Raw genomic sequence first — 24,707 nt, forward strand, 5'->3', positions numbered from 1 at the left:
AAATAAGTTTTAAATATCCAGAGCCACAAGGTGAATCATAGCGTTAGTTGCTATACCCTTAGCATTCTGTGGATCGAAGCGTGATGCCCGAGACAGGCACACAGACAATGTCTTAATGACCGATATCTGTTACTTCTGAAGAGCGAAGATTGCATCACCCTATGAAAATTCACGCTATCAGCCAGACATTGCCTCACGCACGTTATCAGCGTTGCCCGCAATGCGATACCCTTTTTTCCTTACCGGATGTGAAATCGCATCAGTCGGCTTATTGCCCGCGCTGTAACGCCGAGATTCTCAGTGGTCGGGACTGGTCAATGACTCGCCTTATGGCGATGGCCGCCACCATGATGGTATTGATGCCCTTTGCATTCTCATTGCCGCTGGTGGATATCCGGCTGCTTGGCATGCGCATCAATGCCAGCGTGCTGGAAGGCGTGATCCAGATGACCCAGCAGGGTGATGTACTGACCGCCTCAATGGTGGCGTTCTGCACCATCGGCGCACCGGTGACGCTGGTGGCTGGCATCTGTTATCTCGGCATTGGTCATCAGCTTGGTATGAACCTGCGACCGGTGCTGCTGATGCTGGAGAAGCTGAAAGAGTGGGTCATGCTCGATATCTATCTGATCGGCATCGCCGTGGCGTCGATTAAAGTGCAGGACTATGCGTCGCTGGAGATCGGTTACGGGCTGGCAGCTTACATTGCCCTGACGGTACTGAGCGTGCTCACGATGATCCACCTGAATATTGAGCAGCTGTGGGAGCATTTCTACCCGCAACGTCCCGGCAATATGGCCCGCAACGAGATGCAGGTCTGTCTGAACTGTCACAACACGGGCGTAGCCGATGAACGGGGCCGCTGCCCGCGCTGCCATACGCCGCTCGACTTCCGGCGCCGTCACAGCCTTCAGAAATCCTGGGCCGCACTGATCGCCTCGATTGTGCTGCTGATTCCTGCGAACCTGATGCCCATTTCCGTGGTTTATCTGAATGGTTCACGGCGTGAAGACACGATCTTTTCCGGCATCCTGGGGCTGGCTGAAGGCAACATTCCGGTGGCAGCAATTGTTTTTATCGCCAGTATTTTAGTGCCCTTTATCAAGGTGCTGGTGATGCTGACGCTGTTGCTCAGTATTCATTTTCGCTGTGAACAGGGGCTGAGAACCCGCATACGGTTATTGCGCTTTGTCACCTGGGTTGGCCGCTGGTCAATGCTCGATCTGTTTGTCATTTCGTTAACCATGTCGCTGGTCAACCGTGATCAGCTGCTGGCTTTTACCATGGGACCGGCGGCGCTGTTTTTTGGCGCGGCCGTCATCCTGACCATTATGTCTGTTGAGTGGCTGGACAGCCGCCTGCTCTGGGATGCACATGCAACAGGAAACGCCGACTACACCGACTAACGCCACGCTGCGCAATAAGCGTAAAATTTCGCCTTTCTGGCTGCTGCCGATCATTGCGATGCTCATCGCAGGCTGGCTGCTCTGGGCTAACTATCAGGAGCGCGGCACCACCATCACCATCAATTTCCAGACGGCGGATGGTATCGTGCCGGGCCGCACACCGATCCGGTATCAGGGTGTGGAAGTGGGCACCGTGCAGGGCATTAATCTCAGCGACGATTATCGCCGCATTCAGATTAAAGCCAGCATCAAAAGCGATATGCGCGACGCGCTGCGTGAAGACACGCAGTTCTGGCTGGTGACGCCTAAAGCCTCACTGGCAGGTGTGTCGGGGCTGGATGCGCTGGTCGGCGGTAACTATATCGGGATGATGCCAGGCAAAGGTAAACCCAGCGAGGCGTTTACCGCGCTGGATACTCAGCCTAAATATCGCGTGAATACCGGCGAACTGATGATTCATCTGCATGCGCCGGATCTTGGCTCGCTCAATACCGGCTCGCTGGTCTATTACCGCAAAATTCCGGTTGGCCGTGTTTATGACTACAGCATTGATAATAAGGCTGATGGTGTGGCAATTGATGTACTGATTGACCGTCGCTTTATCAATCTGGTGAAGACCAACAGCCGCTTCTGGAACGTGTCGGGCGTCAATGCTGACGTCAGCCTGAGCGGCGCTAAAGTCCAGCTGGAGAGCCTGGCAGCGCTGGTGAATGGTGCAATTGCGTTTGACTCCCCTCAGGGTTCGGAAACCGCCAAAGCGGAGCAGAATTACCGGCTCTATCCCGATCTGGCACACAGTCAGCGTGGCGTTCAGATCACACTGGACCTGCCTGACGGAAAAAATCTTAAGGCAGACAGCACTCCGCTGATGTATCAGGGCCTGGAGGTCGGCACACTGACCAAACTGAACCTGCTGGATGGCGGCAAAGTCACCGGCGAGCTGACCATCGATCCTTCCGTGGTGGGTCTGATGCGCAGCGGCACCCGCATTGAGATGCACAGCCCGAAAATCAGCCTGACGGATACCAGCCTCAGCTCCCTGCTGACCGGCAACACGCTGGAACTGGTGCCTGGCGAAGGCGAGCCGCAACAGCACTTCACCGTGCTGCCATCCAGCGAGACCCTGCTGCAGAAACCTAACGTGCTGACGGTCAAACTCAGTGCACCGGAGAGTTATGGTATCGACCAGGGCCAGCCGCTGATGCTGCACGGTATGCAGATTGGCCAGGTGATATCACGTTCACTGGATGAAAATGGCGTTAACTTCGTGGTGGCGGTTAATCCTGAAAATCGCGATCTGGTGCATGGCGACAGCAAATTTATCGTTAACAGCCGCCTTGATGTGAAGTTTGGCCTTGATGGCATGCAGGTGTTAGGCGCCAGCGCCCGTGAGTGGGTGGATGGCGGTATCCGGCTGGATCCGGGCAAAAAAGGTGAGCCGAAAAGTGCCTATCCGCTGTTCGCTGATGCTGAAAAAGCGGAAGAAGGCATCACAGGTGATGGCCCTTCTACAACGCTGACGCTGACCGCCAACAGCCTGCCTGACGTGCAGGCCGGTTCTGTCGTGCTTTATCGCAAGTATCAGGTGGGGGAAATTGTCAAAGTCACACCGCGCGCGGATGCCTTTGATATTGCGGTCCACATCCAGCCGGAATATCGCAAGCTACTGACCAGCGAGAGCGTGTTCTGGGCTGAGGGCGGCGCACGTGTGAGCCTTAACGGCAGCGGCCTGACGGTGCAGGCATCGCCGCTTAACCGTGCGCTGAAAGGCGCAATCAGCTTCGACAATATGAGTGGTGCGCAGTCGGCCAAAGGGGCAAAACGCGTGCTCTATCCGTCTGAGACGGCGGCACGCGCGGTGGGCAGTCAGATTACGCTGCACACCTACGACGCCAGTAAGCTCTCGGCCGGTATGCCGATTCGTTATCTGGGAATTAATGTCGGCCAGGTGGAGTCACTGTCGCTGAGCAAAGATAACAACCAGGTCGTAGCCAAAGCGGTGCTCTATCCGGAGTATGTGAATGATTTCGCCCGTCTCGGCAGCCGTTTCTCCGTGGTTTCACCAGAGATTTCCGCCACCGGAGTGAATCATCTGGAAACCCTGTTGCAGCCTTACGTTAACGTGGATCCAGGCAAAGGCGGTGCGGTGCGCACCTTCGAGCTGCAGGAGAGCACGATAACCGATTCACGTTACCTGAATGGCCTGAACATTTATGTTGATGCCACGGAGGCAGGCTCGCTGTCGCTGGGCACGCCGGTGCTGTTCCGCGGTGTCGAAGTGGGTACGGTGACCGGCACCTCGCTGGGTACGATGGCAGATCGCGTGCAGATCGCCCTGCGCATCAGTAAGAAGTACCAGCATCTGGTGCGTAATAACTCGGTGTTCTGGCAGGCGTCCGGTTACAACCTCGACTTCGGCCTGGTGGGCGGCGTGGTGAAAACCGGTACCTTCCAGCAGTTTATTCGGGGTGGCATTCAGTTTGCGACGCCGCCGACGGTGCCGCTGGCACCGCAGGCGAATCCGGATAAACACTTCCTGCTGCAGGATGAAGCGCCGAAAGAGTGGCGTAACTGGGGAACGGCGATTCCGTCTCCGCGCTAATTGAGTCTGAACGGGCCGCTTCTTTCAGACGGCTCGAAACGTAAAGCGATGGGAGTATACGCCTGTAGCAAAGCATCGCGGCCCAGGGATGGGCCGCGCTGAGCATGCCAGGGATGCCCGGCCCTCGCCGTCCCTGGCGCGGGACGCTTTCCTCTTCTGCCCGTGTTCCCTGCGCGTTGAGTTTATCCGTTGCGGCCAGATTCACCCTGATTTGGGTTTATCAGCAGCCTCAAACGGGCAGCAAGGCTACCCGTTTCCTTTCCGCATGATACACTGCCGCCTTTGCCTTAACTGGAATGTGCCCGTGTCCGAAGCTTCTTCGTTTTTCCCCGCCGATTTTCTCTCGTTAATGCGTCAGAGCCTGCCCGATGAGGGGAGCTTCGCGCAATTTATTGCGTACAGTCAGCAACCCCTGCGCCGCAGTATTCGCGTCAATACCCTGAAGATAAGCGTGGCCGATTTCCTGAGCCAGACTGCAGGTTATGGCTGGCAGCTGACGCCCGTGCCGTGGTGCGAAGAGGGATTCTGGATCAGCCGGGAAGATGAGAGCCTGCCGCTGGGCAGCGTCGCCGAGCACCTCAGCGGCCTGTTCTACATTCAGGAAGCCAGCTCCATGCTGCCGGTAACCGCCCTGTTTGACACTCAGCCAGAGGTCAGCGCGGTGATGGATATGGCGGCGGCGCCGGGTTCTAAAACCACCCAGATCGCTGCGCGGATGGGCAATCAGGGCGTTATCCTGGCAAACGAATTCTCCTCCAGCCGGGTAAAAGTGCTGCACGCCAACATCAGCCGCTGCGGCGTCAGCAACAGTGCCTTAACGCACTTTGACGCGCGGGTATTTGGCCCAGCATTGCCGGAACAGTTCGACGCCATCCTGCTCGACGCGCCCTGCTCCGGCGAAGGGGTGATTCGCAAAGATGCTGACGCGCTGAAAAACTGGTCGCTGGCCAGCACAGAAGCGATCGCCGATACTCAGCGCGATCTGCTCGACAGCGCCTTTCACGCACTCAAAGCGGGCGGCACGCTGGTTTACTCGACCTGTACCCTGAACCAGATTGAGAATCAGCAGGTGATTGACTGGCTGTTGCAGCGCTACCCGGATGCAGTTGAGGTCGTGCCGCTGGAGGGGCTGTTTAGCGGTGCCGAAAAGGCCGCGACGCCAGAAGGTTATCTGCATGTCTTCCCGCAGATGTTCGACAGCGAAGGTTTCTTCGTGGCCCGTCTGCGTAAAACCGCATCGGTCGAGCCCCTTCCAGTGCCAGGTTATAAAGTCGGTAAGCTGCCCTTCTCTCACCTTAGCCGCAAACTGGAAAGTGAGATCGCGCAGGCCGCCGCGGCCGTCTCTATAAGATGGGATGACTCACTGGAGCTGTGGCAGCGTGATAAAGAGATCTGGCTATTCCCTAAAGCCGTCACCCCGCTGCTTGGCAAAGTGCGGTTTTCACGCATTGGCCTGAAGCTGGCAGAAACGTTTGCCAAAGGCTATCGCTGGCAACATGAAGCGGTGATTGCACTGGCGCAGCCCGATACGACGCAGACCTTTGAGCTAACGGCGGCAGAGGCGGAAGAGTGGTATCGCGGCCGGGATATCTATCCGGAAACCGCACCCGCAAACAACGAGATGATTGTGACGTATCAGCACCAGCCGCTGGGGCTGGCAAAGAAAGTCGGTACCCGCATCAAGAACAGCTACCCACGTGAACTGGTTCGCGACGGACGCCTGTTCCGGTAACTCATTTTAGTCGCAGCAGGGTCAGATGATTGCCAAACACTGCACCGGTATCGATATAGTGCAGATTGGCAATCGTCAGCGATTGTTTTAGTGGCGTGTGCCCAAAGTAAAAGGCGTCCGCGCCACGGATGCCTGCCTGTTCACCTGACTCAATACCCTCCAGCCGCTGACGGCTCCAGACCACCTGTTGCCAGTCGAGTGGCTTATTGAGCGCGTATTCCTGAGCAGGATAATCCGCATGAGCAATGACAATAATGCGCTCGCCGAGTTGCAGATGAAGGATCAGCGGCAGCTCGCGGCAGCGGCGCAGCGCGTGACGTGCCGCGATCAGCGCCGCGCCACGCAGACGAAAAAACCAGTCTCCCCCGTTCATCTGCCAGAGCGCCATCTCCTGGCCCTGCAACGCCGACAGCGCCATTTCCTCATGATTTCCCCGTACGCAGCGAAACCAGGGTTCCTGCAGCAGCGCCAGACAACCCAGACTGTCCGGCCCGCGATCGATAATGTCGCCAACCGAAATCAGTAAGTCCTGCTGCGGATCAAACTTATGCTGCTCCAGCAATAGATCCAGTTCGCGACGGCAACCATGCAGATCGCCAACGACCCAGATCCGCCGCCACTTCGCGCCATTCAGGACGTGGTAACACATCGCTGCCCCCGCCTCTCTGCTGAAAATATCCCCAAAGTATAGTCAGAGCTCAACCTGAACCGGCATGGGGAAAAGGAAAGCTGAGTGCAAAGGAAGCAGGCAGAGAGTGTAAGGCTATTGGGGGAAGAGAAATTTATGGCGGGTGAAAAGTGCGTCCCTTCCGGCGCTTATCTCCGGCACTCAGTTAAGGTGGTAGCTCTGTAAGGGACGTAATTTATGATAACGACATCAGAGACGACAGGCTATTCTGTCCGAAACATTTTCGTTGTCATTTGAGATCAACTGCGCAGTTTAGCCGGGTATTTTTGCAACTTCTCTGCCGGACGCACCGGACGGCGCACCAGTTCGCCGCTGCAGTTGGGACAAATATGCGCGAGATGCTCATCGCAGTCAGCGCAGAATGTGCATTCAAACGAGCAGATGCGAGCCGCCAGAGAGGATGGCGGAAGATCAACATCGCAGCGTTCACAGTTGGGGCGAAGTTCCAGCATAGAGTGACTCCTGAAGAAGTGTATCCGTCAGCATCGCGTTTACTGGCCCGGATGTCGAGCCAGTAAACGGACAGGTGTGCGCCAGATCCGGACATCCTGCTTAAACCGTACAGACAGCGGCGAGCGTCGCAATGCCATGCGGGCGCTATTTATTTTGCTGATTCTCAAGGATATCATCCGTCAAATTTTCTTCGACCCTCGTGTCTTCGTCACTTTCGCGTTCATCTTCCGGCTCCTGACCGCCCATTGACGCATGAATCACCTCCTCTTCCAGCGTTGGGATCAGCGCAGCACCCAGTGGCGAGGTCGCCAGACTGTCAGGCATCACCACGTGCGGCAGCGGCACTTCGGTCGTCGGAAGCGGGCCAGGCGCTCGGACAAAGCTCAGTCCGCCGATCACCAGCGCGCAGAGCATAAAGAAGAGATAGAGCATATTGCTGCCGAGCGGCTCCATCAGCGCGCCCACCACCAGCGGCCCGATACTGGCGCCGATACCAAACGCCATCAGCAGACAGGCGGTTAACGAGACACGACGCTCGGGGGCAACCTGATCGTTGGCCAGCGCCACCTGCAACGGATAGAGCGCAAACTGCATCATGCTGGCAGCAAAGGCGATGCCGATCATCCAGTGGAAGGTCAGGTGCGGCAACACCACCAGCGGCACACAGGCTACGGCAAACAGGATGGCAATGATAAACAGCAGTCGCTGACGATCGAAGCGGTCAGAAAGCCAGCTCAGCGGAAATTGCGATACCAGACCGGCAAAAATCGTCAGACTCATAAAATAGCCGGTCTGGCTGGTAGTAAATCCCTTACTGCTGCCGTAGACCGGTGCCAGGCCGTAGAACGCGCCAATGGCCATACCGGTCACCAGTGTGGTGCCGAGAAGTTTGGGGATAGTGCGGATAAAATAGCCCAGCTCCATCGGCGCAGGTGTCATCGGCCTGACGTGAGTGCGGGTCGTCAGGGCAATTGGCACCAGACAGAGTGCGAAACAGAGTGCCACAATCAGCAGGGTGCTGACGCCAAAGCCCGATTGCAGGCTCAGTATCACCTGTCCGCCACTGAGTCCAAGATAAGTGGCGACCATGTATAAGCCGAAAATCATGCCGCGCTGGGATGATTCCGCCTGATCGTTAAGCCAGCTCTCCAGCACCATGTACTGACACATCATGCAGAGCCCGATAATCAGACGCAGAAAGACCCACAACGGAATAAAGTCGGTGAGCCCGTGACCAACCACAGACGCGGTAATGATCCCGGCACAGGCCACGTAGGCGCGTATATGGCCGACGCGGGCTATCAGGTTGTGCCCCACTTTGCCGCCGATCACCAGTCCGATGTAGTTGGCCGCAATGATTGAGCCAATCAGCGCGCCGTTGACATGCTCGCTGGCCAGCCGTAATGAGACATAGGTGGTCAGCAAACCGGAACCGAGCAGCATCAGCAACGTGGTCGTGTAAAGCGGCAGAAACGTACTGAATATTTTTCCCATCATGACTCCCTGTCTGTGCTTTTCTGGCATCAGGCCAGAAAGCCCTAAAGATAGTCGATTTCGTCAGGTGAAGACGGTTAGTTCAGGACGACGGTAGCGAAAAAAAAGCCCGCCAGCAATTGCTCACTGACGGGCCCTGATTCAGACGCTCGGGAAGCTGATGTTGCTGCCCGGTGCTTCACGGTTGAGATGGATGAAGTTCAGGTGTCGCTCATACTGATCCAGTATGTCGATAATTACCTGCTCTTTGCTGTAATCCATCAAGTCGTTGCCCTGGCTGCCCTCCATCAGGAAAGTTTCCAGTCGGTAGTAGGTCGACTTACCGCTGCGGGCGCGATAGGTAAAGCCCGGAATCGAATATTGCTGCGGCCAGACCTGATAGATAAAGTCCTGCTCTTCGCCCAGATGAACGCGCAGATCCAGATAGCCAATCGGGTTAGCCTCATCTGCCTCAACGCTTTCCAGCGTCACGCGGCCATCACGCAACTCCAGCTCCTTCGCCACCTCCTGCATCGCCGGATAAATGGTCTTTTCCATCATCTGCTGGGTGTAGCGCGAGCCAGGATAGTTCATCAGACGAGACAGGCGTTTCTTCCAGGTCAGACGATCGGTGGCATGCGCCAGATAAGGCGCAGTGTCGCGCGTGGCGCTGGCCCGACGGTGGTCTTCAATCTTCAGAGATTTAAACAGCCCGGCCATCACAAAGAAGATAACAAAGCTGAACGGCAGCCCCATAATCACCGTGGTGTTCTGCAAGGCAGTGATACCGTTGGTCATCAGCATGCTCAGGGTCAGAACGCCAATCGCCACGGACCAGAAGATACGCAACCAGTTGGGCGCATCGCTGTTGATGTCTTTGAGGCGTGAGGTGAAATTACCCAGCACCAGCGAACCGGAATCCGCCGAGGTCACATAGAACAGCATACCGGTGATGGTGGCGATCGATGCGCTGAGTTTAAACGCCGGGTATTGCGCCAACAGGCTATAGAAGCCGCGTTCTGCATGATTCATCACTTCCTGCGCAAACTCGGTATTGCCATGAATGATCTGATACAGCGCGGCATTACCGAACACAGAGAGCCACAGCAGCGTAAAGGTGAAAGGAATAATCAGCGTGCCCAGTACGAATTCACGGATGGTACGACCGCGTGAGATACGTGCCAGGAACAGGCCGACAAATGGCGACCAGGCCACCCACCACGCCCAGAAGAAGAGCGTCCAGCTGTTCATCCATTGGGTCGGACGATCAAAGGCAAAGGTATTAAGCGTCATGCCCATAAAGCGGTTGATGTAATCGCCGACGTTCAGTACCAGCGCATTCAGCAGGAACTCGGTGTTGCCAAAGAACAACACAAACAGAATCAGCCCCAGAGCCATGATCACGTTGAGCTCAGAGAGAAAACGAATTCCTTTATCGACGCCTGATGTGACAGAGATTGTAGCGATCACGACGGAAAGGACTATCAGCGCAGCCTGTGCGGTCAGGCCTTCCGGAATATCAAACAGCACTTTCAGGCCGTAGTTCAGCTGTACGACCCCTATCCCTAATGTGGTGGCGATACCAAAAATGGTGCCGACCACGGCTGCGATATCCACCGTGTGACCAATCGGGCCATAGATGCGTTTACCAAAAATAGGATAGAGCGCCGAACGGATAGTCAGTGGCAGATTATAACGATAGCTGAAGTAGCCCAGTGCGATGCCCATCAGTGCATACATCGACCAGCCGGTCAGTCCGTAGTGGAACAGCGTCCAGACCATCGCCTGACGGGCCGCTTCAAGGGTCTGCCCTGCGCCCTCCGGTGGCTGCATGTACTGCGTCACCGGTTCAGCGACCGAGAAGAACATCAGGTCGATGCCGATCCCGGCGGCAAACAGCATGGCAGACCAGCTGAGCACGCTGAACTCGGGTTTGGAGTGCTCAGGCCCGAGCTTGATCGAGCCAAAGCGTGAGCAGGCCATGTAGAGCACAAACACGATATAGAGCGTGGCAGCCAGCATGTAGTACCAGCCAAAGGTGGCGGAGACCCAGTTTACCGCCTTGAGGATCCAGCTCGCGGCCAGTTCACTGTAGAGAATCGTCACAAGTGAAAACGTCAGAATCAATCCGGCAGAGGTATAAAATACAACGGGATTGAGTCTGTCTTTTTCACCGGCAGGTGGATTATTCATCGATTACCTCTGGTTAATGTCCTGAAAATACGCAATGGATACGTTGTGCCGCCCCCGGACTACGGGCCGTGCGGCTATGTTTCTATCTGTGACTTCCTGTTAGAGCGTGCAGCAAACCAGCCTATTTTAGCACTCATTGCCGTTTCGCTTTTGCTACATTTTAAGAACAGCATCCTAACAAAGTTTCTTTTTATATTGAACGTGCAATCAAAAAAAGTTTAAATAGGGGCTCGATTTGAGGGTGGAGCTGGAGCAATGCCAAAGGTAGGGATGCAGCCGATACGACGTCGGCAACTGATTGATGCGACCCTGAGCACGATTAATGAAGTAGGGATTAATGATGCCACTATCGCCCAGATCGCCCGTCGGGCGGGTGTGTCCACCGGCATCATCAGTCACTATTTCAAAGATAAGAACGGTTTGCTGGAAGCAACAATGCGTGATGTCACGCGCCAGCTCCGTGAGGCAGTACTGTCGCGGTTACAACCGCTTCGCGATGCACCGGCAGAAGAGCGCCTGCGTGCCATCGTTGACGGGAATTTTGATGAAACTCAGGTGCATACGGCAGTGATGAAAGCCTGGCTCGACTTCTGGTCGAGCAGCATGCATCAACCCCAGCTCAACCGCCTGGAGCGGGTCAGCAGCAGGCGACTCTACTCTACGCTGGTGGTCGAGTTCCGGCGTGAACTGCCACTGGAAAAGGCACGACTGGCCGCACATGGTCTGGCCGCCCTGATAGATGGTCTCTGGCTCCGCGCCGCGCTGAGTGGAAAGCCTTTCAGCCCGGTCATCGCCCGTACACTGACCACCCAATTCATCCGTCAGCAACTGGCTGGCGAGCACGAATAACGGAAGGAGAAAACATGTCCCGATTTACCGAGCAGAAACTCTACATTGATGGCGCTTATGTTGCCGCAGCGTCTGGCGAAACGTTCCAGACGATTAACCCGGTCAACGGCGAAGTGCTGGCAGAGGTTCATGCCGCCGGCCAGGAAGATGTCAATCGCGCCGTTGCTGCCGCCAGAAAAGGCCAGAAAGTCTGGGCCGCGATGACCGCCATGGAGCGTTCGCGCATCCTGCGTCGCGCTGTTGATATTCTGCGTGAGCGGAATGATGCGCTGGCTGAGCTGGAAATGCTCGACACCGGTAAGCCTTACAGCGAAACCTCAGCGGTCGATATCGTCACCGGTGCAGACGTGCTGGAGTATTACGCAGGGCTCGTTCCGGCGCTGGAAGGTCAGCAGATCCCCCTGCGTGAAACCTCTTTCGTCTATACACGCCGTGAACCGCTGGGCGTAGTCGCCGGTATCGGTGCCTGGAACTACCCGATTCAGATCGCCCTGTGGAAATCAGCCCCAGCGCTGGCTGCGGGTAACGCAATGATTTTCAAACCCAGCGAAGTGACGCCGCTTACTGCCCTGAAGCTGGCTGAAATCTACACCGAAGCAGGTGTGCCGGATGGCGTATTTAACGTGCTGCCGGGCATCGGTTCGGTCACCGGCCAGTTGCTCACTGAGCATCCTGGCATCGACAAAGTCTCCTTCACCGGCGGCGTTGTCAGCGGCAAAAAAGTAATGGCGAATGCAGCGGGTTCAACGCTGAAAGAAGTCACCATGGAACTGGGCGGTAAATCCCCGCTGATTATCTTTGATGATGCCGATCTCGATCTGGCCGCCGATATCGCCATGATGGCGAACTTCTACAGCTCCGGACAGGTCTGCACCAACGGCACCCGCGTCTTTATTCCTGCAAAACTGAAAGCGGCATTCGAAGCCAAAATCAGCGAACGCGTTGCCCGTATTCAGGCCGGCGATCTGCGTGATCCCGCCACCAACTTTGGCCCGCTGGTCAGCTTCAGCCATCGCGATAACGTGATGCGCTACATCGAATCGGGCATTGCTGAAGGCGCACGCCTGCTGTTCGGCGGTAAACGTCTGACCGGTGGTGATTTCGACCAGGGTGCCTGGGTTGCACCGACTGTGTTTACCGACTGCCGTGATGAGATGAAGATCGTCCGTGAAGAGATCTTCGGACCGGTCATGTCGATCCTGAGCTATGAAACCGAAGAAGAAGTGATTCGCCGTGCCAACGACACCGAATTTGGTCTGGCCGCCGGACTGGTGACGCAGGATCTTAATAAAGCGCACCGCGTGATTCATCAGATCGAAGCAGGAATCTGCTGGATTAATACCTGGGGCGAATCAGCCGCAGAGATGCCAGTGGGTGGCTATAAGCACTCCGGCATTGGCCGTGAGAATGGCCTGATGACACTGCAGAGCTACACCCAGGTGAAGTCCGTGCAGGTTGAGCTGACGCGTTTTCAGTCAGTCTTTTAATCACTTCACCTGAGGAACGACGAATGGAATATGATTACATTATTATTGGCGCTGGATCCGCAGGAAACGTTCTGGCCACCCGCCTGACCGAAGAGAGCAACGTCAGCGTTCTGTTGCTGGAAGCGGGCGGCCCGGATTATCGTTTTGATTTTCGCACTCAGATGCCTGCTGCCCTCGCCTTCCCGCTGCAGGGAAAACGCTATAACTGGGCGTATGAGACTGAGCCAGAGCCGTACATGAACAATCGCCGCATGGAATGTGGTCGCGGAAAAGGCCTGGGCGGTTCATCACTGATTAACGGTATGTGTTACATCCGTGGTAACGCAATGGACCTCGATAACTGGGCCAGTGAACCAGGGCTGGAGAACTGGAGCTATCTGGACTGCCTGCCTTATTACCGTAAAGCGGAAACCCGTGATATCGGCCCGAACGATTTCCACGGTGGAGATGGCCCGGTGTGCGTCGCCACGCCTAAAGCCGGCAATAACGTGCTGTTTGAAGCCATGATTGAGGCAGGCGTGCAGGCGGGTTATCCGCGCACTGATGACCTCAACGGCTATCAGCAGGAAGGTTTTGGTCCGATGGATCGTACCGTAACACCAAACGGTCGCCGTTCCAGCACCGCACGTGGCTATCTCGACATGGCCAAAGGCCGTGCAAACCTGAAGATCATTACTCATGCCACCACCGATCGCATTGTGTTCGATGGCAAACGCGCAGTCGGCGTGGAATATCTGCAGGGCGACAGCAACACCATTAACAAAGTGACCGCTCGCCGTGAAGTGCTGCTGTGTGCCGGTGCTATTGCCTCGCCGCAGATCCTGCAGCGTTCTGGCGTGGGCTCACCGGAGCTGCTGAAGCAGTTCGATATTCCACTGGTTCACGATCTGCCGGGCGTGGGTGAAAACCTGCAGGACCATCTGGAGATGTATCTTCAGTATGAGTGTAAAGAGCCGGTTTCAATCTATCCGGCCCTTAAGTGGTGGAACCAGCCGAAAATCGGTGCAGAGTGGATGTTTAATGGCACCGGTATCGGCGCCAGTAACCAGTTTGAAGCGGGTGGTTTTATCCGTAGCCGCGAAGAGTTCAGCTGGCCGAACATTCAGTATCACTTCCTGCCGGTAGCGATTAATTACAACGGTTCTAACGCCGTTGATGCGCATGGCTTCCAGTGTCACGTCGGCTCGATGCGTTCGCCAAGCCGCGGTCATGTGCGCCTGAAGTCACGCGATCCGCGTCGTCATCCGGCCATTCTGTTTAACTACATGTCGCATGAGCAGGACTGGCATGAGTTCCGCGATGCTATCCGCATCACGCGCCAGATCATCAATCAGCCAGCGCTGGATAAGTATCGTGGACGTGAAATCAGTCCGGGCCTGGATTGCCAGACGGATGAACAGCTGGACGAATTCGTCCGTAATCACGGCGAAACCGCTTATCACCCGTGCGGTACCTGTAAGATGGGTAACGATCCAATGTCTGTCGTTGATGGCGAAGGTCGCGTGCATGGGCTGGAAGGATTACGCGTGGTGGATGCGTCGATTATGCCGTTGATCATCACCGGTAACCTGAATGCGACCACCATCATGATTGGCGAGAAGATTGCCGATAAGATCCGTGGACGCGACCCACTGCCACGCAGCACCGCTTCATACTATGTTGCTGGTGACGCCCCGGTTCGTACAGTCCCCCAGCGTGCTGAATAGTTAGTTACAGTGTCACTTATAAGGTGCCGGGCAGACTGTTGTCCGGCACTTTTTTTGCCCGATTTATCGCACTTATTATTACACGCCATCATTTTCTAAACTCGCCCCGGTAAACCCCTGAACCTTAACCGCAATCAAACCAGGCAGTATCTGCTGTTGATTTGATGATTTGCAGAATGCTGTAAACCCAGCATCTGTTTTACCGGAGACACTATTCGTCCACTGATGAGAAGCAACAATGTGGATGCGTTGTAAATTTTATGAGCAGAATGTTCATGTCCTGCCTCTTCCCCGCTTTCCCCTCTTGCTGGAATGCCGCCGATCAGCACTGGCGTAACGCCCTGTAGTTTCCTCACCACATCGATACTGTTTTGAGTCTGCCTGCACACTGTGCGTTATGGCAGGTCGTCATTTTTCGTTGCTGGAGAGTTCCCATGCGCGCCTGAGTTTTATTGTCACTCGCGATTATCACTGAAATTATTGGCACCCTTTTTATGAAATGGTCCAGCCTCAACGGCAGCCACTCAGGCTACCTGATGATGCTGGGCATGATTGCCTGTTCTTATATCCTGCTGAGCTTCACCACTAAACGTATAGCTCTGGGCGTGGCTTACGCCCTGTGGGAAGGCGCTGGCATCCTGCTGATTACATTATTCAGCGTACAGCTGTTTGATGAAGTGTTGTCTGCGATGAAAGTCTGCGGACTGATGACGCTGGTCGCTGGCATTGTGTTGATCAAAACCGGCATGCACTCATCAGCGGAGGTTAATCATGGTCATCGCTGATTTCGTCCACGCAGCCTGGCTGGCGCTGGCTATCGTGCTGGAGATTGCCGCCAATATATTCCTTAAATATTCTGATGGGTTTAAAAGACCGCTGCACGGTCTGCTTTCACTCTGCTGTGTCCTGCTTGCGTTCAGCGCACTGGCTCAGGCGGTAAAAGGTATTGCTCTGTCGATTGCCTATGCGGTCTGGGGTGGTTTTGGAATTATCGCGACTGTCGCGGCCGGCTGGGTATTATTCGATCAACGGCTGAATCGTAAAGGCTGGGCAGGCCTGACCCTGCTGCTGGCCGGCATGATCCTGTTAAAGCTGGCATAACAGGCATTTTGATTCAGTTATTTTTGTTATGGGTGTGCCTTCGTACACCCTTAACTTTCCGTGCTCTCTTCTCCAGTTTCAGTTGATTTCCCCTTCCCGACCGCGTCGGAATCTTCTCACTTTTGTAAAGACCCGTTTACATATCTGTTGTCTTAAGGCTTAGTGAGCGCCAAAAGTCGGATAAAAACGAGGAAGAGTTATGTCTGCAACACGAGGTTGGTCCACGGAGCTGGAGGGGTTACGCGGCATCGCCTCTCTCTGGGTACTGGTTGGCCATATCAGCTTACTGATACATTGCCACATCACACTGATTTCATCGCCTGGCATCGGGGTCGATCTGTTTATTCTGTTATCGGGTTATCTGATGGCGAAAAACTATGTTGAACGTCAGCAGAAAGAGCCGTGGCAGAGCATGGAGACCATTAAAAAGTTCTGGATCCGTCGCTTCTTCCGTATCGCCCCGCTCTACTATCTGCTTTTAATCATCGCGCTGATTTATGGCCCGTGGTTTGGCGAGATGCGTGACACTATCGCCCATTTTTATTACGGCACCGCCACTGAATCGTCGCGTTACACCGATCAGTCACTGGCAAACATCCTCACTCACTTCAGCTTCCTGTTCGGCCTGCTGCCCGAATATGGTTTCAATACCGTGCTGCCTGACTGGAGCATCGGGCTGGAGATGCAGTTCTATGTGCTGTTTCCGTTCATTATGCTGGTGACGCTGCGCTTTGGTTATGCGGCCTCACTGATAGGCATTATGGCGCTCTGCTGCGCCGGACGGTATGTGCTGGCAGATTATTATGAGGCGTTTGAAATGCCTTCCATGATTCTGATAAAGCTAAATATGTTCCTGGCGGGCATGCTGCTGGCCGAAGCAATTCGCCGTAAATCCCTGCTCTATGTCGCCTTCGCGCTGCTCGGCCCGGTCGTCAGCGTGGCAATGGGAATGGGCGCGATCAAGCTGCAGGTGATAATGGAAGCGCTGATGATTGTCGGGATGGCAGCAATTCTGTGGCAATACCCACAGGGCAGCCTGATGGCAACGCTGATTGCTCTGCCACGTAAGCTGCTGAACAACCGTCTTAGCACCTGGCTGGGTGACGTCTCGTTCTCGGTCTACCTGCTGCACCTGCTGATTGTGATCCCGATGATTGCGCTGCTGCTCACTCACACCGACATTGAGTTTAAGAGCGACATGATGCGCTTCCTGATCGTCTGTGTCTCAACCATCCCGCTAACCTATGCCCTGGCCTCTTTACTCTATAAGTATGTTGAGAAGCCCGGCATTCAGATGGGTAAACGCGTGCTGAAGCCGAAGCTGGCCGATCAGACCAGTTGAGTTTTTAACACCGGCCGTTCTTTTTTTAAAAGCCCCGGATGGGGCTTTTTTATTGCCGCTTACACAATCTATCTGCTCTGAACAGGTGTTTATCACATGCCGTCGCCAGCACGCCTGCTGAGGTGAACTAGACTTTGCTGGTCGAACTCCACACCACCAGCTAAATGTCTGGCATAAAAATATACCATTGCCAAAACGCGGTATCAGGATTTAAAACGAGGATAAGCATTATGGAAAAGAAGAAGTGGTTTGTTTCTTACGTGATCAAGCCAAAAGGTGAAAATCATGTCACGACTCACGCCTTTATTGAGGGTGACGATGTCGAGGAGGCGCTGGAAACCTTTATGTTCGAAACCAAAAAAAGTCTGTCGCTGGAAACCGAAGAGCTGATACTGCTGTCAGTGAGTCTGGTATAACGTCAATTCAACCTCGCCATCGCGGGGTTGTTTGCCCTGTGAGAGGGTCATTTTATTAATGCTTTCCCTGGTGTGGCACTCAGTTACTGATTGGGATAAGGCCAGGCATGATCCACGCCTGTTGATGACAGTAACCCTGTCAAAATCAGATATGCCAGTATCAGAACAAAGAGCACAATCGCTGTTATTTCAATCGATTTAAGTAAGTGATGCTTCGCCATAAATAACCCTCCTTCACGTGTGTGTAATAACCTTTCACCCCATAAACTATAATGTTACCGGTAAAGTTCAAGTCAAAATCACATCATGAAACATAAAGACTGGCTTATTAATGGTTAGAAGGATTGTGCTCTGAAGGGCTCAGAGAGATCTTAACGATATTAAAAAGCCCGCAGGATGCGGGCCTTTGCAGGAGTCAGATGAACTTTAATCAGCAGAGTGACCGGTGAAGTCGATTACCATCCTGCCACGGATTTTGCCCTGCACCATCTCATCAAAGATGTCATTGACCTCACCAATCTTCCTTTTGGTCACTTTAGGCACGACTTTCCCTTCTGCCGCAAACTGGAAGGCTTCTGCCAAATCGTTTCGCGTTCCGACCAGTGATCCCACCACCTGAATGCCATCAAGTACCAGACGGGGAATATTAAGACTCATCGCTTCCGGCGGCAGTCCGACAGCCACGACGCGCCCTCCTGCTCTCACCGCATCCACCGCCGAGTTAAAGGCCGCTTTAGCCACCGCCGTCACCACAGCAGCATGTGCTCCACCGGTTTTCTCCTGAATAATGCGCGCTGCATCTTCGCTGGCCGAATTGACCACCAGATCGGCTCCCATCTCCTTCGCCAGTGCCAGCTGACCATCACTGACATCAACCGCGATCACTTTGGCGTTGAAGACATTTTTTGCATATTGCAGCGCGAGATTTCCCAGCCCGCCAAGACCATAAATGGCCAGCCATTGTCCCGGTTTAACTTCTGACACCTTAACCGCTTTATAGGTGGTGACACCGGCACAGGTGACGCTACTGGCAGCGTAAGGATCAAGTCCATCAGGGACTTTGACCGAGTAATCTGCAACGACAATGCACTCTTCAGCCATGCCGCCATCGGCTGTGAAACCGGCATTGATTACCGATCTGCAGAGGGTTTCGTTACCGGAGTTACAGTATTCGCAGTGACCGCAGCCCTTGAAAAACCAGGCGACGCTGGCCCGATCGCCAGGCTTGAGTGACGTCACATCCGGTGCGACTTCCTCAACGATACCGATCCCTTCATGACCCAGGGTCACACCCGTTTTATCGCCGAAATCACCGTTCTTAACATGCAAATCGGTATGGCATACACCACAGCATTCCATCCTGAGCCGGGCTTCACCGGTTTTGAGAGGACGCAGCGTCTTCTCAACAACTTCAACCTTGTGTTCACTATTAGCAATTGCCGCTTTCATAAACGTTACTCCTTTTGATTGAATCTCAAGAATATGCCATACGGGAATGATGGCAAGATTACAGATTAGCTTTGGGTGCGGGACAGAAAGAGTTGTTGCTGCCTTTGTGAGTGAAGTCAGTTTTGAGGTGCGTTACTAAAGGGATTTTGCGTGTTAAAGCTTTGGAAATCATGAGTGACTTACTGGATGCGTGAAGCACGTTTATCGTGAAGAACCTTTTCAGACGGCGATTACCGGTTAAAAGGGGCGATAGCGCCCCTGTTCATCTAAATGCTTCGTATCAATTACTCAGCGGAGTCGCTCGGTTGCCAGCGGTGAATGCCACTGTCAGTTGCCGGTCCCCTGTGTTCAGTAGAATTATCCGAGGCTGGCGGTGGTCCCAGATGCTGATTTGCACTATCCGTCGCGGGCGGTGGCCCCAGATGCTGAGAAGCGTTATTTTCTGATGCGGCTGGTCCGGCATGGTGGCTCCAGCCATTATCATTTTGCTGGTCCTGATAAGACGCATGGTGATGATGCCATTCAGATGATGGGCCGCGATGGTATCCTCCCTCTGCCATCACACAACCAGACATGGATGCACTCGCTAACGCCACGATCGCACAAGGAATAACTTTTTTTAAGAACATAATAAACCCTGGTTAAAAATCACCGGGGCTGGTTACGACCTGGTTTTTATACGTTAAATAAACGTGGAGGACCGTTCGGGGAAGATGTTTAGATATATTGATTGAGATCAATTTTGAGGAGAAGCGTCCGGAAAGCCTCTGTTCTGCTGGCAGTAAAATGGGGGGTATCATGAGTATTAAGGGGACCTAAAGTAAGAATAACAGAGCAGTTATTAAGATGATTTATATGTCAGAAAATAAGACAGAGCGCGAGCCTGACTCAATGATATCTCAGACAGGACTTAACCAGAGAAACCAGATTATATAATCGCTAAATGGCAGCCAACCTCACTAAGGAGATCATTTTTTTCGTCACACTTCACACTTTAACGCTATCGATTAAATCAGGATCACGAAGATCTCTTAACAAACCTAATACCATCGATTGTATTTAATATACACATAAGAAACAACCATCACCCATATTATGCTAATAATCGCCGCATATTCAGGAATAAATAGAATGAAAATATAAACTCCTGCAACAATTAAAGCAGCAGGGATTAAATAGATAAATGATTGCATGAGCCATAAAAATACACGCTTCACTTATTCAACCTCTCATTTATAGCATCTGATTTTTATTCGTTGTTAATCACTGCATCTACGTCAAATAGTGTCATGATCATTTTAATATCCAATAAGCATATAAAATTTCACAAGGAACATCCACTTAGACTGGACGGGATGCGTTAACGCGCATGGCGTAGCCATTTTCCTGCCGCAACGGGCTGGCTATGCGTAACTGATGTTAGCTTTAGCTTGTGGGGAAAATAAAATCTAAATCATGAATGAACAACCCGAAGACATTCAGCGCCCGCGCGGGTAAAACCCGCTCCTGGAATGCGCCGTCAGTGGGTGAGCAGGTGCTTGTACTGTGCCTCGGTGGTGAACTTGATACCGGCTTTGTGCTGCCGGGAATTTTCTCTTATGACAATCCGGCTCCGTCTGCCTGGGCCGATGCGCTGGTCATTTCCTGACGATGCGGTGATCGAATACGAGCCGGAAACCGGCGCACAGACCGCAACCGGCATACAGACGGCAACTATTAAAGCGGCGGTAAAAATCCTCTTTGACTCGCCAGAAGTGGAATGCGCAACGCTGCTCATAACTGCGCAGCTGGAAGTCAAAAAGGGCGGCACGATGAAAGCCAACATTAGCGTGCCGGACCATCGTGGCGAAACGGTTTACCCGGTTTCCGGGGCGCGTCAGTGAATATTACGGGGCCTAGCGACTATCTGGCAGACACCACAACGCAGGCTCCAGCAACCGCGTTTGACAAGTGGGACGGTGAAAAGTGGGTAACCGACGGCGATGCGCAGCAGCAGTCACTGCTTGACGCAGCGGCCAGCGAAAAGTCAGCGGGCGTGAGTGAGGTCAACGGAATTACTCAGGCATGGCAGACGCAGCTGCTGCCCGGCATCATTACTGATGCGGATAAAGCCACGCTGACCACCTGGATGAAGTACGTGCAGGCGGTACAGGCTGCAGATATCACAAATGCGCCAGCTATCAGCTGGCCGAAAACGCCTGAATAGAAAATTCGTTTTACGCCCGTAGCTTTCTATTAAAATTTTCAATGGCAGAATGTTTAATTCTGCCATTGAATCATTTCATCAAGTCGATTCAGAATGTCGGGGAAATAGCTTTCATCAAGGCCAAAGCTGCCTTTAACCTGGACGCTGTCGGCATGTGGTTCCGGGCGAAGAATGAAATCAACAGTTACGCCATCAATACTTTTTTCATTGGTCAGTATCATGTCCAGTTGATGAATATCGCTCTGATAGTTAAACGACCTGATCTTTTGCTGATTAATAAGCGCCTGATGAAAAGCTGAGAATTCTTTTTTCAGCATTTTCAATTCTCCAACGGTGAACTCCGTTTTAAATGCCACTTTCAGGCCGCTTACCGAAAACTCCACCCAGGACTGTATCCAGTCCCAGTGATGATTAACAGGATCGGCTTCGTTATCCACTACGCGTTCAAAGGGAGCGATTGCGAATGTAAACTCTTCATTCCTGATATCAAACATTGAAATTTCCTTGTCAGCTAATAAAAATATTTAAAATGAGATATTGTCCAGTCTGATTCCCTGACTATTACTTCAAATTTGTATTTCTGATGAACATATTCCCTTCGCTGCTTATCGTAGCGCAGTTTATAAATATCCGTTTCGTATCGGAACATTCCTTTTCCTTCACGAGGGTCTGGCATTCGCTTACCAAAACGAATAGCTCTTTCCTGAATCTGCAAAGGTACATACCGACTGGGTTCAAGCATATGTTTTGCTGCTGTTTCGGTCATTTTCAAATTGCGCGCATGCAGCCCGATTTTAAGCCGCCCTCGCAAAAGAGATATGGTCCCTTGACTGATTCTGGCTGTAACAGCCGCGCGCGCGCCTGCTATAAGCGCCTCATTTTGTGAAGACTGTGATACCCCAATTCCTGAAACGCGCCGCCGCGCATATCTGAGTGTAATTCGCTGCGTTTCCTGCCAGGAAATTGAGGAACATCGCAATAAACACCGGCAGGGCAATGTCTGATGCATGAGGAATTTGCTTACCCGTGGAATGCTCCACGGGAAGCCATCGCCAGCCCTTATCCCACCTATGAGGAAATGCACAGCCGCACTCAGATGATTGCGGCTTTAGTGCGTGCGCAGGAGCTACTTGAAAAGCAGCCGACTGTGATACAGCTCGACGTTAAACGCCGCGTTAGTGATCTTGAAAAGACACAGGGAACAGCCCGCGCCAATGCGTACTTAACAAAGACATTTGTTGAGCGCACATTGCCACGCGTTGAAACCGTTAATGCTCAATATCGTCTCGGCGTGATGAAGGGGAGTACATTAAGTTTACTCGGCGGTAACGCAACTGAGCGCGACAATGCGGCTATAGCAGGTGGTCAGCTTTTCATTCTAATGCGCCGTTTTAACCGCCTGCCGGATATGGCTCGCGCCGATGTCGATCTGCTGGCCGGGTATGTGGCTAATTTCATTCTCGCTGAGCTGGTACAGGCGCACGCGCAGGCCAGCGACGAGTCAGATTACAAATACACGCACCGCGTTTACATGACCGCCGCCACCATTACCCGTGAGCTGAGCCAGACCCCGCCATTATGGGATAAAGTCACGTCACGGCTGTTTGACCCGGAGGAAGTTATCCCGGCGATCATGCGTATGCAGACGGAAAAGTGGTGGAAAGGCCGACTGCGGCGAGTGGCTGCATCATGGCGTGAACACCTTCAGATCGCCCTGGCTAACGTCAGCAAAAAGCACACCCCCTACGCCAGCAGCATGACCGTTTCAGAGTGGCGCGAGCAGAAGCGCCGCACCCGTGAGTTTCTGAAGGGAATGGAGCTGGAAGACGAAGAAGGCAACCGTATCAGCCTGATCGAGAAATACGACGGCAGTGTGGCCAATCCGGCGATTCGCCGCTGCGAGCTGATGACCCGCATTCGCGGCTTCGAAAACATCTGCAACGAGATGGGCTTTATCGGCGAGTTTTACACCCTCACCGCCCCGGCGCGCTATCACGCCACAATCAAAACCGGGCATCGTAACCGCAAATGGAACGGTGCCAGCCCGGCAGACACGCAACGTTATCTCTGCAGCGTCTGGCAGAAAATCCGCGCCAAGCTGCACCGCGAAGAAATCCGCATCTTCGGGATCCGCGTTGCTGAGCCTCATCATGATGCGACTCCGCACTGGCACATGCTCATGTTTATGCGTCCGGAGCAGGCTGAACGCGTGCGCGAGATTATGCGCGACTACGCCTGGCAGCAAGACGGCAGCGAGCTGACAACCGACAAAGCCCGTAAGGCCCGCTTTCACGCCGAGGCTATCGACCCGGAGAAAGGTAGCGCGACGGGTTACGTTGCTAAATACATTTCCAAGAATATCGACGGCTACGCGCTGGACGGCGAGACGGACGCCGAAAGCGGCAAAGACCTTAAGGAAACTGCCTCGGCCGTTTCTGCCTGGGCGGCACGCTGGCACATCCGGCAATTTCAGTTTGTGGGCGGTGCGCCGGTCACGGTTTACCGCGAACTGCGCCGCATGGCAGACAGCGAAACCGCGCACGGCCTGAGCGTTGAGTTTGCGGCCGCGCATGACGCCGCCGACGCAGGAGACTGGGCCGGATACGTTAACGCGCAGGGTGGCCCATTTGTGCGCCGCGACGAGCTGGCTGTGCGCACCTGGTATCAGGCAAGCGAAGACATGAATGAGTACGGAGAGGAAACTGTGCGTATCAAGGGTGTTTACGCAACTGAAGTTGGCAACGATACGCCAATTTTAACCCGTCTGATGCAATGGAGGATTGTCCCGAACGTGCCGTTGATTTGGATTTTGAATTTAAGGACGCGCCTGCGTCCTCTCGGAGTTCTGTCAATAACTGTACGGAGCCGACAGGCTCTGAAGCCGCTATCGATTTCACAAAGCCCCCTACTCGCGCCGAGCGAAGAAGGATTCTTAAGCGATTAAGAGAAAAGCCAGCGCAGGAGCAACCTGAGCCGGACAAATATCACTCTGAACGGAGTCATTGCGCAGAAACGTGAGGCGTTGAAAAAGAGTTTCTTCGAGATCTCCAGGCTAACACTGTCCGACGGTGAAGCTGTCCGCATGATGAAAGGCCACACAATCAAGATTGGTGAGCTTTCTTACTGGAGCGGTACAAGCGGGTATATCTTCCATAGACGTCGCAAAAATGCCGCCCCATTAAAGCGCTTCAATGCACTAGCGAGAAAAAGAGGCATACAGTTGCCTGATTAATAAAACGGCAGTCGGACTAATCTGAGCCGCACGATTGTTTACGATTTTAGTTCATCATGATACTGCTTATCCATACAGTATTTTTTGACTAGAAGGAGTTAATCATTTGATGAAAATAGATAATCTAAGTGAAACGGTTGCACGCATTCAGTTCATTGCTGACGTATTGCTGATCGCACATTGCAAAGAAGTTGAATTAAAAATGGCACTGTCGATGATTAGCGACATGGCAGGGACAATCGACACAGCTATTTTCGAAGCCGCTATTTACTGCCAGGCAGAATGATTAATTGCCCCTTCCCTACCGTTCACTAGCCACCTTTAAGGTGGCTTTTTGCTTCTGCATCAAAGTGCATATGCTTGCATTAATCC

19 protein-coding genes and 2 pseudogenes are annotated in these 24,707 nt (G+C 53.5%); 14 read left to right on the plus strand and 7 right to left on the minus strand.

Annotated features, from left to right (window positions below):
* Window positions 1-161 precede the first annotated feature (161 nt).
* The 3 genes from yebS (at window position 162) to rsmF (ending at window position 5,740) form a co-directional block, all read left to right on the plus strand.
* Window positions 162-1,406, plus strand: coding sequence for a membrane integrity lipid transport subunit YebS (yebS, locus tag AC6I77_RS10320; protein ID WP_003852674.1), 1,245 nt, complete (start codon window positions 162-164; stop codon window positions 1,404-1,406).
* Complete coding sequence (locus AC6I77_RS10325) at window positions 1,375-4,008, plus strand: PqiB family protein (RefSeq protein ID WP_003852673.1); 2,634 nt, start codon at window positions 1,375-1,377, stop codon at window positions 4,006-4,008. The genes yebS and AC6I77_RS10325 overlap by 32 nt, the downstream gene beginning before the upstream one ends.
* Before the next feature lie 304 nt (window positions 4,009-4,312).
* Window positions 4,313-5,740, plus strand: coding sequence for a 16S rRNA (cytosine(1407)-C(5))-methyltransferase RsmF (rsmF, locus tag AC6I77_RS10330; protein ID WP_197066365.1), 1,428 nt, complete (start codon window positions 4,313-4,315; stop codon window positions 5,738-5,740).
* 1 nt (window position 5,741) lies between these two features.
* On the opposite strand, the gene AC6I77_RS10335 is transcribed toward rsmF, so the two are convergent.
* The 4 genes from AC6I77_RS10335 to AC6I77_RS10350 form a co-directional block, all read right to left on the minus strand.
* Window positions 5,742-6,389, minus strand: a complete 648-nt coding sequence (locus AC6I77_RS10335) for a metallophosphoesterase (RefSeq protein ID WP_003852671.1) — start codon at window positions 6,387-6,389, stop codon at window positions 5,742-5,744.
* A gap of 278 nt (window positions 6,390-6,667) precedes the next feature.
* A complete protein-coding gene (locus tag AC6I77_RS10340) occupies window positions 6,668-6,880 on the minus strand; it encodes a DUF1272 domain-containing protein (protein ID WP_003852670.1) in 213 nt (70 codons plus the stop codon).
* Window positions 6,881-7,025: 145 nt separating this feature from the next.
* Complete coding sequence (locus AC6I77_RS10345; RefSeq protein ID WP_497817221.1) at window positions 7,026-8,375, minus strand: MFS transporter; 1,350 nt, start codon at window positions 8,373-8,375, stop codon at window positions 7,026-7,028.
* 141 nt (window positions 8,376-8,516) lie between these two features.
* Window positions 8,517-10,547, minus strand: coding sequence for a choline transporter (locus AC6I77_RS10350; RefSeq protein ID WP_078804474.1), 2,031 nt, complete (start codon window positions 10,545-10,547; stop codon window positions 8,517-8,519).
* Between the two features lie 255 nt (window positions 10,548-10,802).
* Between AC6I77_RS10350 and betI the strand changes: the two genes are divergently transcribed.
* The 7 genes from betI to AC6I77_RS10385 all read left to right on the plus strand — a co-directional run bounded on the left by betI (window position 10,803) and on the right by AC6I77_RS10385 (window position 17,448).
* The gene (gene betI / locus AC6I77_RS10355; protein WP_008925333.1) at window positions 10,803-11,396 is read left to right on the plus strand and encodes a transcriptional regulator BetI; all 594 of its coding nucleotides are present in this window, start codon (window positions 10,803-10,805) and stop codon (window positions 11,394-11,396) included.
* Between the two features lie 14 nt (window positions 11,397-11,410).
* The gene (betB, locus tag AC6I77_RS10360; protein WP_497816857.1) at window positions 11,411-12,883 is read left to right on the plus strand and encodes a betaine-aldehyde dehydrogenase; all 1,473 of its coding nucleotides are present in this window, start codon (window positions 11,411-11,413) and stop codon (window positions 12,881-12,883) included.
* A 23-nt stretch (window positions 12,884-12,906) separates the two neighbouring features.
* Window positions 12,907-14,589: a choline dehydrogenase gene (betA, locus tag AC6I77_RS10365; RefSeq protein WP_140033332.1), complete on the plus strand. Its 1,683-nt coding sequence runs from the start codon at window positions 12,907-12,909 to the stop codon at window positions 14,587-14,589.
* A gap of 452 nt (window positions 14,590-15,041) precedes the next feature.
* Window positions 15,042-15,374, plus strand: coding sequence for a multidrug/spermidine efflux SMR transporter subunit MdtJ (gene mdtJ, locus AC6I77_RS10370; protein WP_497816858.1), 333 nt, complete (start codon window positions 15,042-15,044; stop codon window positions 15,372-15,374).
* Window positions 15,361-15,690: a multidrug/spermidine efflux SMR transporter subunit MdtI gene (gene mdtI, locus AC6I77_RS10375; protein ID WP_140915466.1), complete on the plus strand. Its 330-nt coding sequence runs from the start codon at window positions 15,361-15,363 to the stop codon at window positions 15,688-15,690. The genes mdtJ and mdtI overlap by 14 nt, the downstream gene beginning before the upstream one ends.
* 199 nt (window positions 15,691-15,889) lie before the next feature.
* A complete protein-coding gene (locus AC6I77_RS10380; protein ID WP_497816859.1) occupies window positions 15,890-17,032 on the plus strand; it encodes an acyltransferase family protein in 1,143 nt (380 codons plus the stop codon).
* Between the two features lie 230 nt (window positions 17,033-17,262).
* Window positions 17,263-17,448 carry a hypothetical protein gene (locus AC6I77_RS10385; RefSeq protein WP_003852661.1) on the plus strand — a complete coding sequence of 62 codons (186 nt, stop codon included), beginning with the start codon at window positions 17,263-17,265 and terminating at the stop codon, window positions 17,446-17,448.
* Between the two features lie 426 nt (window positions 17,449-17,874).
* On the opposite strand, the gene adhP is transcribed toward AC6I77_RS10385, so the two are convergent.
* Window positions 17,875-18,897 carry an alcohol dehydrogenase AdhP gene (adhP, locus tag AC6I77_RS10390; protein WP_003852659.1) on the minus strand — a complete coding sequence of 341 codons (1,023 nt, stop codon included), beginning with the start codon at window positions 18,895-18,897 and terminating at the stop codon, window positions 17,875-17,877.
* 1,486 nt (window positions 18,898-20,383) lie between these two features.
* Here adhP and AC6I77_RS10395 point away from each other — a divergent pair.
* Window positions 20,384-20,744, plus strand: a pseudogene (locus tag AC6I77_RS10395) (phage baseplate assembly protein V); the annotation flags it as partial.
* A gap of 32 nt (window positions 20,745-20,776) precedes the next feature.
* Window positions 20,777-21,103 carry a tail fiber assembly protein gene (locus AC6I77_RS10400; RefSeq protein WP_105099113.1) on the plus strand — a complete coding sequence of 109 codons (327 nt, stop codon included), beginning with the start codon at window positions 20,777-20,779 and terminating at the stop codon, window positions 21,101-21,103.
* A gap of 53 nt (window positions 21,104-21,156) precedes the next feature.
* Here the strand turns inward: AC6I77_RS10400 and AC6I77_RS10405 are convergent, their stop codons facing one another.
* Together AC6I77_RS10405 and AC6I77_RS10410 are read right to left on the minus strand one after the other, a co-directional pair.
* A complete protein-coding gene (locus tag AC6I77_RS10405) occupies window positions 21,157-21,597 on the minus strand; it encodes a WapI family immunity protein (protein ID WP_008925341.1) in 441 nt (146 codons plus the stop codon).
* A 17-nt stretch (window positions 21,598-21,614) separates the two neighbouring features.
* Window positions 21,615-22,112, minus strand: coding sequence for a hypothetical protein (locus AC6I77_RS10410; RefSeq protein ID WP_231572322.1), 498 nt, complete (start codon window positions 22,110-22,112; stop codon window positions 21,615-21,617).
* Between AC6I77_RS10410 and AC6I77_RS10415 the strand changes: the two are divergent.
* Window positions 22,107-24,121, plus strand: a pseudogene (locus AC6I77_RS10415) (replication endonuclease). The gene AC6I77_RS10410 and the pseudogene AC6I77_RS10415 sit on opposite strands and share 6 nt — an antisense overlap.
* Window positions 24,122-24,444: 323 nt before the next feature.
* Window positions 24,445-24,621: a hypothetical protein gene (locus AC6I77_RS10420; RefSeq protein ID WP_497816860.1), complete on the plus strand. Its 177-nt coding sequence runs from the start codon at window positions 24,445-24,447 to the stop codon at window positions 24,619-24,621.
* Window positions 24,622-24,707: the final 86 nt, after the last annotated feature.

Source organism: Pantoea sp. X-Soil-ISGK-259, from assembly GCF_059730705.1.